This window comes from Chryseobacterium gambrini (genome assembly GCF_027920505.1).
GTDB classification, from domain to species: domain Bacteria; phylum Bacteroidota; class Bacteroidia; order Flavobacteriales; family Weeksellaceae; genus Chryseobacterium; species Chryseobacterium gambrini.
Genome location: NZ_CP115857.1, coordinates 1,501,335 through 1,516,168, shown reverse-complemented (window position 1 = coordinate 1,516,168; position 14,834 = coordinate 1,501,335). Strand labels below are relative to the sequence as shown.

17 protein-coding genes are annotated in these 14,834 nt (G+C 35.6%); 11 read left to right on the top strand and 6 right to left on the bottom strand.

From position 1 onward, the window contains the following. The first annotated feature begins 265 nt into the window (after nucleotides 1-265). The 5 genes from gldD (at nucleotide 266) to PFY09_RS06720 (ending at nucleotide 5,098) form a co-directional block, all read left to right on the top strand. The gene (gene gldD / locus PFY09_RS06740) at nucleotides 266-823 is read left to right on the top strand and encodes a gliding motility lipoprotein GldD (protein ID WP_087709026.1); all 558 of its coding nucleotides are present in this window, start codon (nucleotides 266-268) and stop codon (nucleotides 821-823) included. 28 nt (nucleotides 824-851) lie between these two features. After that, entirely contained in the window at nucleotides 852-1,775 is a 924-nt protein-coding gene (locus tag PFY09_RS06735) for a PfkB family carbohydrate kinase (RefSeq protein ID WP_076395490.1), read from the top strand. 87 nt (nucleotides 1,776-1,862) lie between these two features. Continuing rightward, nucleotides 1,863-3,233 carry a peptidylprolyl isomerase gene (locus tag PFY09_RS06730; RefSeq protein WP_076395369.1) on the top strand — a complete coding sequence of 457 codons (1,371 nt, stop codon included), beginning with the start codon at nucleotides 1,863-1,865 and terminating at the stop codon, nucleotides 3,231-3,233. Nucleotides 3,234-3,359: 126 nt separating this feature from the next. Further along, nucleotides 3,360-4,304 carry an NAD(P)H-dependent flavin oxidoreductase gene (locus PFY09_RS06725; RefSeq protein ID WP_271161890.1) on the top strand — a complete coding sequence of 315 codons (945 nt, stop codon included), beginning with the start codon at nucleotides 3,360-3,362 and terminating at the stop codon, nucleotides 4,302-4,304. 17 nt (nucleotides 4,305-4,321) lie between these two features. Continuing rightward, complete coding sequence (locus tag PFY09_RS06720; protein ID WP_271161889.1) at nucleotides 4,322-5,098, top strand: alpha/beta fold hydrolase; 777 nt, start codon at nucleotides 4,322-4,324, stop codon at nucleotides 5,096-5,098. Between the two features lie 105 nt (nucleotides 5,099-5,203). On the opposite strand, the gene PFY09_RS06715 is transcribed toward PFY09_RS06720, so the two are convergent. The 3 genes from PFY09_RS06715 to PFY09_RS06705 all read right to left on the bottom strand — a co-directional run bounded on the left by PFY09_RS06715 (nucleotide 5,204) and on the right by PFY09_RS06705 (nucleotide 7,444). Further along, entirely contained in the window at nucleotides 5,204-5,821 is a 618-nt protein-coding gene (locus PFY09_RS06715) for an HD domain-containing protein (RefSeq protein ID WP_271161888.1), read from the bottom strand. Nucleotides 5,822-5,853: 32 nt separating this feature from the next. Next, nucleotides 5,854-6,153, bottom strand: a complete 300-nt coding sequence (locus tag PFY09_RS06710; RefSeq protein WP_076395375.1) for a rhodanese-like domain-containing protein — start codon at nucleotides 6,151-6,153, stop codon at nucleotides 5,854-5,856. 76 nt (nucleotides 6,154-6,229) lie between these two features. After that, nucleotides 6,230-7,444, bottom strand: a complete 1,215-nt coding sequence (locus PFY09_RS06705; protein ID WP_268054748.1) for a porin family protein — start codon at nucleotides 7,442-7,444, stop codon at nucleotides 6,230-6,232. 86 nt (nucleotides 7,445-7,530) lie between these two features. Here PFY09_RS06705 and queG point away from each other — a divergent pair, with 86 nt between their 5' ends. The 4 genes from queG (at nucleotide 7,531) to PFY09_RS06685 (ending at nucleotide 11,957) form a co-directional block, all read left to right on the top strand. Continuing rightward, nucleotides 7,531-8,475: a tRNA epoxyqueuosine(34) reductase QueG gene (gene queG / locus PFY09_RS06700; RefSeq protein WP_271161887.1), complete on the top strand. Its 945-nt coding sequence runs from the start codon at nucleotides 7,531-7,533 to the stop codon at nucleotides 8,473-8,475. A gap of 347 nt (nucleotides 8,476-8,822) precedes the next feature. Further along, a complete protein-coding gene (locus PFY09_RS06695) occupies nucleotides 8,823-9,512 on the top strand; it encodes a TIGR02117 family protein (RefSeq protein WP_408640184.1) in 690 nt (229 codons plus the stop codon). Between the two features lie 6 nt (nucleotides 9,513-9,518). Beyond that, the gene (locus tag PFY09_RS06690) at nucleotides 9,519-10,166 is read left to right on the top strand and encodes a murein L,D-transpeptidase catalytic domain-containing protein (RefSeq protein WP_271161885.1); all 648 of its coding nucleotides are present in this window, start codon (nucleotides 9,519-9,521) and stop codon (nucleotides 10,164-10,166) included. Between the two features lie 492 nt (nucleotides 10,167-10,658). Beyond that, nucleotides 10,659-11,957, top strand: coding sequence for a cryptochrome/photolyase family protein (locus tag PFY09_RS06685; protein WP_271161884.1), 1,299 nt, complete (start codon nucleotides 10,659-10,661; stop codon nucleotides 11,955-11,957). A gap of 21 nt (nucleotides 11,958-11,978) precedes the next feature. Here PFY09_RS06685 and PFY09_RS06680 read toward each other — a convergent pair whose 3' ends face one another. Next, nucleotides 11,979-12,473 (bottom strand): hypothetical protein, encoded by a 495-nt coding sequence (locus tag PFY09_RS06680; RefSeq protein WP_076395384.1) that lies wholly within the window; start codon nucleotides 12,471-12,473, stop codon nucleotides 11,979-11,981. Between the two features lie 211 nt (nucleotides 12,474-12,684). Continuing rightward, complete coding sequence (locus tag PFY09_RS06675) at nucleotides 12,685-12,984, bottom strand: helix-turn-helix domain-containing protein (protein WP_076395387.1); 300 nt, start codon at nucleotides 12,982-12,984, stop codon at nucleotides 12,685-12,687. A gap of 159 nt (nucleotides 12,985-13,143) precedes the next feature. On the opposite strand from PFY09_RS06675, the gene PFY09_RS06670 reads away from it, so the two are divergent. Continuing rightward, a complete protein-coding gene (locus tag PFY09_RS06670) occupies nucleotides 13,144-13,374 on the top strand; it encodes a hypothetical protein (protein ID WP_076395389.1) in 231 nt (76 codons plus the stop codon). An 86-nt stretch (nucleotides 13,375-13,460) separates the two neighbouring features. After that, the gene (locus PFY09_RS06665) at nucleotides 13,461-13,727 is read left to right on the top strand and encodes a hypothetical protein (RefSeq protein ID WP_271161883.1); all 267 of its coding nucleotides are present in this window, start codon (nucleotides 13,461-13,463) and stop codon (nucleotides 13,725-13,727) included. A 175-nt stretch (nucleotides 13,728-13,902) separates the two neighbouring features. On the opposite strand, the gene PFY09_RS06660 is transcribed toward PFY09_RS06665, so the two are convergent. Further along, the gene (locus PFY09_RS06660) at nucleotides 13,903-14,706 is read right to left on the bottom strand and encodes a hypothetical protein (protein ID WP_271161882.1); all 804 of its coding nucleotides are present in this window, start codon (nucleotides 14,704-14,706) and stop codon (nucleotides 13,903-13,905) included. Nucleotides 14,707-14,834 lie beyond the last annotated feature (128 nt).

Sequence of the window (14,834 nt, the reverse complement as noted above, 5' to 3'; positions counted from 1 at the left end):
TTAAGAAAGATTAAGAATTTGCAGCCAAACAGAAGGATAAGCTTAAAAAATAATTAGAATGTAATAAAAAACGCTCTGTGTGCTTATTTAAGTGAAACGCCTATGCGAACTTAAAAATATCCATTAAGTTTTAAAAGAAAAATCTTTGCGTTCTCCACGTTCAAAAACAAATCATCCAAAACAAAACTCCATCTCAATTTCAAAACCCATTGAAATCCCGAAATTTGTCTTCCGAAATCTGAAATCTAATTTGTACTTTTGCAAAATGTTTAAAAACGCCATTTTTATTTTTGCAGCCTTACTTTTGGTATCTTGCGGAAAAGATCCCGTTCCGAAGCCTTACGGAGAACTTCGACTGGAATATCCCGCACCGAAATATCAGAAATTCGAAAACAACTGTAATTATACATTTGAATATTCAGATTTTGCAAACATTACCGACGCAAAAAAGCCTTGTTGGTATTATCTGAACTATCCGAAAATGAAAGCCAAAGTTTTTGTAACGTATTATCCGATACAGAATGATTTTGCAGCCCATATTCAGGAAGCAGAAAAAATGGTTTATGAACATACCATTAAAGCAAGCGCAATCGACACAAAATCTTTCGAATATCCTGAAAAAAAGGTATACGGAAATTTTTATGAACTCAAAGGACAGAGCGCTTCCAATCTTCAGTTTTACATTACAGACAGTACCAAACACTTTGTGACTGCCTATTTATATTTTAACACAAGACCGAAACCGGATTCTTTGGCTCCTGCGGTAGATTATATCAAAAGAGATATGAAACATCTGCTGGACACATTTGAATGGAAAAAATAATTTACTTTTAAAATACTTTGAAAAAAATATGAAACTTTTAGTTGTAGGAAGTGTTGCGTTCGACGCAATTGAGACGCCATTTGGAAAAACAGATAAAATTTTAGGAGGTGCAGCCACGTACATCGGGATCACTTCATCCATTTTGGGCGTTAAGTCCGGGATCGTTTCTGTAGTAGGAGGAGATTTTCCGCAGGAATATCTTGATATGTTTACAAACAGAGACGTTAATATAGAAGGAATTGAGATCGTAAAAGAAGGGAAAACATTCTTCTGGGCGGGAAAATACCACAACGACCTGAATACAAGAGATACTTTGGCAACTGAAGTAAACGTTCTTGAAAATTTTGATCCTAAAATTCCGGATTCTATGCAGGATGCAGAGATCTTATTATTAGGAAATCTTCACCCCGGAGTACAGCTTTCCGTACTTGAAAAAATGAACAACCGTCCGAAGCTTGTTATTCTGGATACCATGAATTTCTGGATGGACACGGCTTTGGAAACGCTAATGCAGATGATTGCCAAAACAGACGTGATTTCAATCAACGATGAAGAAGCAAGACAGCTTTCAGGAGAATATTCTTTGGTAAAAGCAGCTAAAAAGATCCACGAAATGGGACCGAAGTTCGTTATCATCAAAAAAGGAGAACACGGAGCTCTGCTTTTCCACGATCATAAAGTATTTGCTATTCCGGCTTTACCACTGGAAGAAGTTTTCGATCCTACCGGAGCGGGAGATACTTTCGCAGGAGGTTTTGCCGCATATTTAGCGAAAAAAGGAACATTCGATTTCGAAACCATGAAGTCTGCATTAATCGTAGGTTCTGCAATGGCTTCTTTCACGGTTGAGAAATTCGGGACAGAAAGAATTCAGGAAGTAACCGAATCGGATGTGTTCGGAAGACTGAAGCAGTTTAAAGAATTAACGACTTTCGACGTAGAAGTACAATAAATACCTCTTTTTAAGAAATATTTATAATAAAAAATTTAGTGTAATTCATTAAGAATTCTAAATTTGCAACTTGTTTAAAATAGTAAAATGATAAATAAACTTAAGATCACTTTTCTTTTTGGAATTTTCATCATGTTGTTTGGTGCAAATATGATGAACGCTCAGTTAAAACAGGGAGATTTAGTGGACGGAATTGCTGCTGTTATCGGTGATGAAATTGTATTGGAATCTGACGTTAACGAGCAGATGAATTATGCAAAACAGCAGGGAGCTTCCAATATAGATAAGTGTGAGTTTTTGGAAAACTTACTGAATAATAAGCTTTTGGTATACGAAGCGAAAAAAGATACCCTGATTGATAACCGTTCTGCGGCAATTAAAGAACAGGCAAATGCAAAATATCAGCAGTTGCTTTCTCAGTTTCCTGATGAAAAAGCAATGTTGGCTGCCTACAAGTTCAGAAACGGGTATGAAATGAAAAATGCGATCGAAAAAATCGATACAGACCAATATTACGGACAGGCTAAAATTCAGAGAATTACAGACAAAGCGGACGTTACGCCAAACGAGGTAACGGATTTTTATAATCTCTATAAAAGCCAGCTTCCCGAGATCAAAGATGAGGTTTCATTATCTCAGATCATGATGTATCCTAAGCTTACTGAGGCTCATAAAGATGAACTCATCAATAAGCTGAAAAAGATCAAAAAAGATATCGAAGGAGGAGAATCTTTCGAAAGTCAGGCAAGGATTTTCTCCGAAGATAAAGGAACTGCGTCCAACGGAGGTTTGATGAAAAACATTTCCAAAGGACAGATGGTTAAACCTTTTGAAGCAGCCGCTTTAAATCTTCAGGAAGGAGAAATTTCAGAACCTGTAGAATCGGAATTCGGATATCACCTTATCCAGCTTGTTAAAAAATCAGGGAAAATCTATGAAGCGAGACACATCCTTTTAATGGCTGTTCCTACAGATGAAGAAATTAAAACAGCGAAAGCGAAACTGGACAGCATCAGAGGTTTAATCCTTAACGGAAAAATGACTTTCAAGGATGCTACTTTCAGATTCTCAGATGATAAAAGAACCAAGTTCAACGCGGGAGTTATTCCGGGAGCAGACGGATCCAGCAAAATCGAGAGAGAAACAATTCCGGGAACAATCAGCTACGAATTGGCAGGTTTAAACAAAGGAGATATTACAACCGCTTTCGATGATATGGATGAAAGAGAAAGAAAAGTGGTGAAAATCGTAAAAGTGGAAGATGTTATTCCTGCTCACCAGATCAAACTGGAAACAGATTACGACAGAGTAAAGCAGATGGCGCTGAATAAAAAGCGAAATGAAATGATCGAAAAATTTGTTAATTCAAAACTTCCGACAACATTTATCTCCATCGACGGGCGTTACGATTCATGTAATTTTAAAGCCAACTGGAAAAGAGATTCAATTAAAAAATAATCATCAAAACCTTCAGGACTTCTGAAGGTTTTTTTATGCCCAAAATCTTCTGAAAACCGCTATTTTTATTATTTTTACAAGATGAGCAGTTTCATAGATTTTAATTCAGCAAAAAAGCTTCACCAGATGAATTCACAACAAAATAAGATTACACAACTCTTTAATATACAATATCCTATCATTCAGGCAGGCATGATCTGGCATTCCGGATGGAAGCTGGCTTCTGCCGTTTCCAATTGCGGCGGTCTCGGATTAATCGGTGCAGGAAGCATGTACCCCGATATTTTAAGGGAAAATATCCAAAAATGTAAACAGGCTACAGACAAACCTTTCGGGGTAAATGTTCCGATGTTGTATCCTAATCTGGATGAAGTAATTCAGATTATTCTGGAAGAAGGAGTGAAAATTGTTTTTACTTCTGCCGGAAACCCCAAAACATATACCGAAACTTTGCAGAAAGAAGGTCTGAAGGTTGCACACGTCGTTTCCTCAACGAAATTTGCCATGAAATGCGAAGAGGCAGGAGTAGATGCCGTAGTTGCGGAAGGATTTGAAGCAGGAGGTCACAACGGAAGAGACGAAACCACCACATTCTGCCTGATCCCGAATGTAAGAAAACATATTTCCAAGCCGCTGATTGCTGCCGGAGGAATTGCTTTAGGTTCCCAGATGAAAGCAGCCATGATTTTAGGCGCAGACGGCGTTCAGATCGGTTCCCGATTTGCTGCTACTGCAGAAGCAAGTGCTCATGAAAACTGGAAAAATAAAATTACAGAACTTCAGGAAGGAGATACCCATCTTACCCTTAAAGAACTGGCGCCTGTAAGAATGGTTAAAAATAAGTTCTTTAACGAGTTGGAGGAGATCTACAACGTTGGAAGAAACAAAGAGTCTCTAATCGCTTCTTTAGGACGTGCAAGAGCCAAAAAAGGAATGTTCGAAGGTGATATGGAAGAAGGCGAACTCGAAATCGGTCAGGTTTCTGCGTTAATTGATGAAGTTCTTCCCGTAGAAACTGTTTTTCAGAATTTACTTAAAGAATTTAACGAAACCAATACGCCGAGTTTATAAAATTAATCTTAAAGTTGATGGAAGGAAGGATTATTAATGTCAACGGAAAAAAACTTTATATAGAATATCAAAAAACTTTTGAAAATAAACCAACCATCGTCTTTTTGCACGATTCTTTAGGCTGCACTCAGCTTTGGAGAGATTTTCCTGAGAAACTGGTTTCGCAGACAGAATGTAATGTGTTGGTCTACGATCGTTTAGGCTACGGAAAATCTTTTCCTATGCTTACCTATGAAAGAGAAAACAATTATATGGAGCAGGAAGCCGATCTCCTGAATGATCTGTTAAAAGAACTGAATATAAATGATATAATCCTTTTCGGACACAGCGACGGCGGAACAATTGCCCTTATTTTCGCAGCCAGATACCCCGAAAAAGTCACAGCAACTCTTTGTGAAGCCGGACATATTTTTGCGGAAGATATAACCGTAAAAGGCGTAAAAGATGCCTTTGAAACTTACAAAACCACCAATCTTCCGGAACGTCTCCCAAAATATCATGGCGATAAAGTTGAAATGATGGTAAAAGCATGGACCGAAATCTGGTTAAGCGACAGATTCAGAAGCTGGAATATTGAATGTCTGCTGGAAAATATAACTTCGCCATTGTTATTTATTCAGGGAGAAAATGATGAATACGGAACACTGGATCAGGTTGAAAAAACAATTTCTAAGGTAAGCGGAACCGCAGAAAAATTCATCATCCCGAACATCGGACATACCCCGCATAAAGAAATCCCAGATGCTGTTCTGCAAAAATCCGCAGAGTTTATCAACTCAATTGTAAAGGCATAATATTGAAAAATAATTGGTGAAATTTCAGCAGCATTACATTCCCCTCCTCTGGAGGGGTGGCGAAAATTCAAAGAATTTTTGACGGGGTGGTCAATAAATGCAAGATCAAAGCCCATCAATTTCCATCTGAATATTCTTTCTCGCAATATCCTCATACTTTTCTTTAAAAATCGGGGTTTTAAAAATATCCTTCTGCTCCAGAAAATGTTTTAAAACCTTTTTTCTTCCCGGCTTATAAAGCAAATCGGGATAGATGGAATATTCCTTCCGGATTTTTTTCGTGTAATCAAAATATACTTCAGAATCTTTTCCGAGAATCGAAAGATCGGCATCCAGAAGATAATTGGTATCGCTGTCTTCAGACAAATGATGCGATTTTGTGGCAATAATCTGCTCCGAAATTTTTTGAATGAAATAAGAGTCTACATTAAGTTTTTTCAGTCTTACCGCAGCAAATTCAGCACTTTTCTCTTCGTTTGATTTTGATGAAGCATCATAAATTACATCATGATAGAAAACAGAAAATGAGAGAACAGGATAATTTTCAATTTCATCTTTTACAGCATCCAATTCAGAAAACATATTTTCCAGATGCTCAAGATTATGATAATGTCTCCCTTTCTCGCTATATTTCTTTTCAATTTCAGACCAGAGATCTCCAATAAGATTTTGATCTTCGGTAAATAAAAAACAGTTTTGAAGAAATCTTTCTTTTAGGTTCATTTTCAAAAATTTTCAGATAAAAAAAGGAACTTTTAAAAAGTTCCTTGATTTGCTTCCAGATTTGCTTTCAGTTCAGCCCAGCCTCCGCCGTTGTAGCCGTCTTTCAAACCTTGAGAGGTAAGGTATTCCAAAGCCTTTCCGCTTCTGTTTCCGCTTCTGCAGAACAAAATCACCGGCTTATCAATAGACAATATTTCTTCTTGTCTGTCTTCCACTTCTCCCAAAGGAATATTTTTAGCACCCTCGATGTTTCCGTCCATTTCCAGTTCCATAGGTTCACGAACGTCAATTAATGCATAATTTCCTGATTTTATAACTTCTGATAAAGACATAATTTGTTTTATTAGATTAAACTTATAACGAAAATACGTAAAATTTTACTGAAAATTTAAAATTTCAAAGCTTTTTCTAAAATAGGGTATATCCTAAAATAATAGAAGACGTCTGATATTTCGAAGACCAGTTAATATAGTTCTGTAAAAGATTTCTTCTTGTGGAAGTACGGAATTCCACGAGAAATTTATCATTATACTTATATCCTACACCGAAAGCGAAATTATTTCCTGAAGATATTTCCAGAGTACTGTAATCATATCGAATATCTGATTTCATCTCAACATCAATAATATATGCAGCATTAATAAATATTTTCGACTTATCATTCAAAAAGAAATAATGTCTTACTCCCAAAGGAATTTCAATTGATTTGTAATCTACACTTCTTATCGATTTGGCTTCAAAAGGCTGTCCCTGATAAATGGTAGATTCTTTTTCTGTTTTATAATACTGATAAGTAGGTTCTGCAAAAAGTGCCCATTTATTCTTATTAAATGGAAGGATAAACTCTGCTTCAACACCAATTCTGAAAGATACTTTATTACCAAACTTACTGTTTTCGTTTCCGGAATAATAATCATTTGTCATTTCAAAAGACGAAAAATTAATTCCCGGTCTTACTGTAAGATTAAAAAGATCTCTCTTTTCGTAATTTTGATTGTAGTTTACTGCAGAACCGTTAGAACATTCATTGTATTTCAAAAAAACCTTCGTCAGATCTTTGGATTTATAATTCAGTTTGTTAACGTCAATAAGATCCACACCGCAATTCAGGTTATCTAAAATCTGCTTTTTGTATTCTTCATTATAAGCAATTGATGAATTTTCAATATAATACGGTTTATAAACAAGCTGTTTTACTTCAGAATCATTTGTAGAAAAGAAAAATCTTTCAAGATCATCATTTTCATAGTAGAATAAGTCTGCTTTTCCATCTACCAGATATTTTAAGAAAACTGTTTTTTCTAAAAAGCTTGGCTTTTTTTCGTAAGACATTTCCTGAAGCTGATCTGAAGAAAGATCAATCATCACGGTCTTTCTTACATATTTTTGCTCGTTATTAATTCCGAACTCCTGAATATTTTTAATGGATTCTTTCTTTGTTTCCCCGGAAGATTCATCGGTCTTGTATTCAAATTCTGTAGGATTGCTTTTCCAGTCCAGATTTTTGATCAGAACTTCGCTTCTTTGTCCTGAATTATTAACGAAATAACCTTTTTCAAATTTGATTTGTGCGTTAAAAAACGCTGCTGAAATAAGTCCTGCGAACAGGAAGATTTTTTTCATGGGTATTATTTTTCCTTGATTATAAGGTCTGAATTTTTCAAACGCGGCAAAATTATAAAATAATCTTAATTTTGCAATGGTAAATCATGACTTCAAACGCAGAAAAATATACACAGCTTATAAAATCCAAGGCAAAAAGTTTTGGATTTCAGAATTGTGGGATCTCAAAAGCAGACTTTCTTGAGGAAGATGCAAAACCACTCGAAAACTGGCTGAAAAATAACTTTCACGGCGAAATGAAGTACATGGAAAATCATTTTGATAAAAGGCTGGATCCGAGATTATTGGTAGAAGGCTCCAGATCTGTAATTTCTCTTTCTTACAATTATTTTCCCGAGGAAAAAATTTCCACCCTCGAAAACTTTAAAATTTCCAAATATGCTTATGCTGAAGATTACCATGAAGTTATCAAAGATATTCTGCGATCAATGGTTGCAGAGCTTCAGGAAGAGATCGGGGAATTCGGATTTCGTGTTTTTGTGGATTCTGCGCCGGTTCTGGAAAGAAGCTGGGCGAGAAAATCAGGAATCGGATGGGTAGGGAAAAATGCAAATTTAATTACAAGACAGAGCGGTTCATTTTATTTTTTAGCAGAAATTATCTGCGATCTGGAACTTGTTGCAGATCATCCCGTAACCGACCATTGCGGAACGTGCCGGAAATGTATTGATGCTTGTCCCACCAACGCGATTGTTTCGGAAAAGCTCATCGATGGAAGCAAATGCATTTCCTACGCAACAATAGAGCTGAAAGATTCTATTCCGGATTATTTTCAGGACAAGATGGACGACTGGATGTTTGGCTGTGATGTTTGTCAGGACGTCTGTCCGTGGAACCGATTTTCGTTACCTCATCAGCAAACCAAATTTAAACCGAACGAAGCTTTAAAAAACTTTAAAAAAGGAGAATGGAAGGAGCTCACGCAGGAGCTGTTTTCCGAAATTTTCCGCAAATCTCCTGTTAAAAGAACAAAATTTGCCGGTCTGAAAAGAAATATAGAGTTTCTGGAAAAATCCTCAGAGAAAAAATAATTACATTTTGGCGGATAAACCCTTATCTGGAATTTTTGAAGTTCCAGAGTAATAAGGTTGAACGCCCATTCCTTAAATAAAATTTTTAAGGAGGGAAAGAATGGGGTAAGAATTTTAAAAAACTTTCAGATCAAAAAACTTTGTTCTGAAAATTAGGCGGCTGAAAAACTAGCGTTTTTTCTGTATTCTTTTGGGCGCTACTTTTACTCTTACTTTAAATCTTTTGTTGGATTTCATGTTTTTGTGCATATTTTTGAATATTTGGTACTTAAATTTAGCGAAAATTCCGATTGAAACAAATACTTTTGCGAAAAATTATTAATTAAATTTTATTAACTTTAAAAACTATGAACGTGAAAAAGATGTTACTTCTCATTATAAAAGCCATAGGAATTATTGTAGGAATTGTTTTTCTGTATGTCGCCTTAGGCTACTTTTTACCATTTATTGAAGTTTCAGCGAAGGATGACGGACAGAAGAAAGAAATTCCGGTTTATATTTATACCAACGGTGTTCATACGGATATTGTAATGCCTGTAAAGAATGATATACAGGACTGGAGCACAAAAATCCCGTTCAGCAATACAAAATCCAAAAGTACAGATTACAATTATGTAGGAGTAGGATGGGGAGATAAAGGATTCTATCTCGACACTCCGACTTGGGCGTGGGCGGATCTTAAGTTTTCAACAGCTTTTAAAGCCGCTTTCTGGCTTAGCGAATCTGCAATGCACTGTACTTTCTATAAAACCATGAAGGAAGGCGACGACTGTAAAAAGATTATGATCAGCCGCGATCAGTATAAAAAACTGGTAGATTTTGTAGATGCTAAATTTGATAAAGACCAAAACGGAAACTACAATCTTGTTCCTACAAATGCTGTTTACGGTAATGATGATGCGTTCTATGATGCACAGGGAAAATACAGCTTCCTGAATACCTGCAACACCTGGGCAAATGATGCTCTGAAAGCTGCGGATCAGAAAGCGGCATTCTGGACGCCTTCAGATTACGGAATCTTCTTACATTACAAATAGTTTTCTGTGAATTTTTTAAGTTGGATAACGGCATTTCTGTTCCTGTTATCATGCAAGCAGGAAGCGAAAAGTACCATCAAGCCACAGATTACAGAAATCTCAAAGCAGGAAAAGAAACCGGAAATTGATTTAAATAAAACAAAATCGAAAGCCGAAGAAGCACTTACATTCTGCAAATCCAATCAGTTCAGTACAGATTTTTGCATTCTGATTGATATGAGTCTGCATTCCGGAGTGAAAAGATTGGTTGTGTGGGATTTTAAAACAAACACTGCTTCAAAAAAATATCTGGTTGGTCACGGTTGCGGAGAAAACCAGTGGAGCAGTGACGAATCTAAAGACCATCCGGAGTTCAGCAATGAAGACGGAAGTCACCTTTCATCACTCGGCAAATACAAAATTCAGGGGCGAGGTTACAGCGACTGGGGAATTCATGTAAAATATCTGATGCACGGTCTGGAAAAATCCAACAGCAATGCGCTGAAAAGATTCATTGTTTTTCATTCCTGGAATCTGATGAGCGATGAAGAAGTCTTCCCGAAAGGTTCGCCCGAAGGTTGGGGTTGTCCTACCATCTCCAATAGTGCGATGAAGGAAATAGATCCGATGCTTCAGAAATCTAAAAAGCCTGTTCTGATGTGGATTTATAATTAAAAAAAATTAGAGATATTGCTAAATAAAAGTTTTAGAACTTTTCTTGATTAAAAACTTTTAAACTTAATAGCTGTAACCATCGCAAAGACGCAAAATATTATTTAAATACTGTCTTATCTTAAGGCGCAAAGATTTTATCTGCGATAAAATTAAGCATCAATCCTTATTGAAAATCTTTGATTTTCTTGCGCTTTAAAGATTTAAGACTAATAAAATCTTGCATCTTTGCGTTTTCCAATAAGAATATTTTTATTTCAAAAAAAATTTAAACTCTAAAATAAATTTTGTTTATTCTTAAATTTAACATTATGAATTTAAGTTAGTTAAACTGATTATAATTAAGGAATCAATACATTTATTTTTATTAAGTTTTTTAAGCTAAAGAGGCTTAATTTCTTAATGGTAAAAATAAATTATAAATTAAATACAATCTCTTTACAATTAGAAAAATTAGTCTGATTTTTGTAGAGAAAACAGGGTTAACAAATCATTATGTCTAAAAAAGAAAAAGTAAATATTTTCTGGTTCAGAAGAGATATCAGACTGGAGGATAATACAGGATTGTTTCATGCACTTGAAGCCGGCTTAAAAGTAGTTCCGGTTTTTATTTTTGATAAGGAAATTCTTGATAAGCTTGAAGATAAATCAGACAGGAGAGTAGATTATTTTTATCAGGCCCTGGAAGAAATTCATACCGAGCTTAAAAAACATAAAAGTGGATTAACGGTTTTTCGCGATAAGCCTGTTGAAGCTTTCAAAAAATTAATTAAAGATTTTGAAATCGATACGGTTTTCTGCAACAGGGATTATGAACCACAGGCAATAAAAAGAGACGAAGAAATACAGGATCTGCTGAAAAAAAATGATGTTAATTTTCAGGATTTTAAAGATCAGGTTATTTTCGAAAAGGAGGATGTGGTAAAAAATGACGGCAAACCTTACACCGTTTATACCCCCTATTCCAGAAAGTGGAAAGAAAATTTCAAATCCGTCACCTTCAAAAAAATGGAGGTCGATTTTTCAAAATTTCATCAGTATTCGCCTTCAAAATTTTTAACGCTTAAAGATTTAGGCTTTGAAAAAACAGATCTGGAATTTAAAAAGCCTTCACTGGAGAAAAAGATTATTGATGATTACGATCAGTACAGGGATTTTCCGGCAATGGATCATACAACCCGTTTAGGAATTGCGCTTCGTTTCGGAACTATTTCTGTAAGAAAATGTGTGGAATTTGCAGAGAAACACAATGAAGTCTGGCTGAATGAGCTGATCTGGAGAGAGTTTTTTATGCAGATTTTATATCATTTCCCGAAAGTGGTGAACCAGTCTTTTAAAGAAAAATACGATGGCATTAAGTGGAGAAATGATGAAAAGGAATTTAAAAAATGGTGCGAAGGAAAAACCGGTTATCCTATTGTAGATGCGGGAATGAGGCAGCTAAACGAAACCGGATTTATGCACAACAGAGTAAGAATGGTTGTCGCGAGTTTCCTTACCAAACATCTTTTAATCGACTGGAGATGGGGAGAAGCGTATTTCGCAGACAAACTTCTGGACTACGAGTTGTCCTCCAACAACGGAAACTGGCAATGGGCTGCAGGATGCGGTTGCGATACAGCGCCTTATTTCAGGGTTTTCAATCCTTCTGAGCAGACGAAAAAATTTGATAAAGATTTAAAATACATCAAAACATGGCTTTCCGAAAAGGACATCAACGCAGAACCGATCGTGGAGCATACTTTTGCCAGAAAAAGAGCCTTGGAAGTGTACGGAAAAGCGGTGAAAGAGTAATATTGAAAGTTTAGCTGAGAGCTATTTATGAATGCCTATTTTCTTCAAAGCGGCACTGTTCAGATAGATTTCATTAAAAGAAGTTAGCGATTCGATGTCTTTGAAGTTTTGAAATGTCTTTTCGTTTTTATTGAAGGAAAGTTCGATTGAAGTATTGTAAGAAGCAACGATTCTCACTACGGAATACCCGTTGTAAGCAATTTTAAATCCTTCAAAAAGACATTTTTTTTCGGCTTTCTGATAGATTTTATATTCTTCGAAAGCCTTGCTTTCTTCATCGTTTCTTTTCTTGGAATTGTGCTCAAGAGATTTCCAGGATTCGTAGTTCTTGGGCTCTTTCAGGATTTCGCCGGAAGAATCTACGGGAACAAACATTCCCAAAGTAAGCTCCTTTTTCAAAAGATTGGCGTAATTGTTCATCAGCTTAAGCGTCTGAAGGTCTGCATATCCTTCATGCGAATAATACTCGATAACAAAATCCGTCATAGGAATCAGTTTATGGGAAGCATTGGTCATATTTGTGATTTTTTTTGAGCCACTAACTTTTTTAAATTTCGAGGTGCGAAGATAAATAAATTGTTAAAAAGAGGAAAACTAATTTTGTTTTAATTGGCAAAAGAATTTCAGACTTCCTATTTTCCTCAGTTACAGAAAAATAAAAACCGGAAAGATTATTTGTTTTAATTTTTCCGGTTGATGTATTTGGGTAATTAATCTTCAGTGGATATTACATTTCTTTTTGCAGGATTTCTACAATGCGGTCTATTACTTCCTGTTTTTTAGTTTTTTTATTGTAGGGCGTTTTCGGTTCAGAAACAATGCTTTCCCTGTTCTTATCAAAAAGCGCATAAAGATCCAGATCCGGATGTTTTTCTAGGTACCAAACCAGAAAATTGAGAGGTATTGCATTTTTTCCTGAAAAATATAGCTGAATAGCCTGCGGCGTCATACCGTATTCTTCGGCTATTTCTCTCAGAGTTTCTCCTTTTGATTTGCTGTACTCGCGTATCTTCTCGTGAATTTTCATATCGAATAATTTCTTCTTTTTAATTTTATTTAATAAATAATTGTTAAAACTTCAATTAATTATTGTTTTTAAATATATATTTGTATATTTGTTTTATAATTATCTCATGGAGATAGACACAAAATTACGAAAAAAGGTTAAACAAAAATATTTATTTGTATGAGCAAATTGATATATCCCTATCAGAACACCATTAATGAAAGATTTGATTTTATTGATAAATGGTTACCAGCGCGCTACACAGGTTCTGTTAATATAATTCTGAAGAAACAAGAAGATCCCGATTATATAAGAAAAGTGAGAAACAGATTGATAAATGATGAAGCGGTGATTGATGCCCTTTACAAAGTTTCGTTGTTCAATAAGATACAGGTAGAGACTGAGACTTAAGCCCGGATTCTGAAAACACAATTATTTGATGAAAAATTATATTTTGCTCTTTACAGAGCTGTTCCACAAAAAAACACACAATTGCCATGGAAAATTTCGAGACACAGGAAGTCATTATTACAGAATGCTTTAAATGCGGCAGAAGATTTGAAAATTATTTCAAAGCATCGCCCTGCTGCACATCACTGGTGGTAAAAGTAGACGAAAACGGAAACCGTACCACCATTACTTTTTTAAGCTCATTATCTAAACCTGAACCCGAATTTCTGAATGAAGATGCTGCAGAAGATGCAGAAGAAAATCCGGAACCAAAGGAAAATCTTCAGAATGAGGCTGAAACTGAATTCTTGTAGACCATGATGAAGAGGGCAGGAGAAATCCTGAAATGCGGATGAGAAATTAAAATAAAGCGACCATCAATCACCATTCTATATAAGAGATGTGGAAAATCGCCTGAGCTTTGATTGTTTTTTGGAGCTGAACGTAAGATGAAACTGTGCTTCTGTAATCGCAAAAAGATGAAACCCTTTACTTGCTGTTAATCATATGTTTATTTTTACCATCAATCCATCTGCCAAGCATAACGAGTTCCGAAGGCGATTTTCTCATATCGATTGTTAAAACCTTCACCAGAATATCCCAGAAACTGTGCTTTTCTCCAAACTCCTTCTTGTATTGTTCTAACGCCTGTATGTAAGCGTGTCCGTATCTGTTGTATTTTCTCCTGAAACTGATTTGGGGGATATCTTCAATTACATTCTGCATTACTTTTTTCAGATTGGCGGGAGTGTGCGTTTTAATAAAATCTAGCTCTATTTTGCAGATGTTTAAGAGTGGAAGCATCATGTAAAAGAATTCTTCCTGATTGCTTCCGATATTTGTTTTCCACGTCAGTCTTTCCTCCTGCGGCAGAATTTGAGAACTCAGTTCATCTATCTTTTCAAAGCTTTCCTTCAGTAAATTCAGAAAAGTTTCATTCTGCTTCCAGAACAGCGAATGGTTGAAATGATTTATTTTAATTGTATTCTCTTTTATATATTCTACCTGCAACCGGATGCAGATTATATTATCATTGATTTTATTAATTAAAACTTCCCAAAGAATATGCTGGCTCAGCGTACAGTTGGTTTTAAATACCATTCTCGATTTTCGGCTAAGCACTTGAAGTTCCTTCAGAATCCGGAGAATTTCCTGCAGATCTTTATCCATCGCGATATTGGTATTTCTGATGTAAATTAACGATACAAATTCGGCGTGCCGGATTTTACTAATGGCATTTTTCTTTCCGAGCTGGCGGAATTTATTTTTTCTGGTTGGGACTCGATGGTTCATTTTCAGGATTTTTATTTTTTTAGACATAATCTTCAGGGCTTATCCGTTATTAATCACAATGCTGAATTTTAACGCCGGTTCACAAGGATTTTTGACTGCTAAATTTTTATTTCAGGTATGAAAAATTA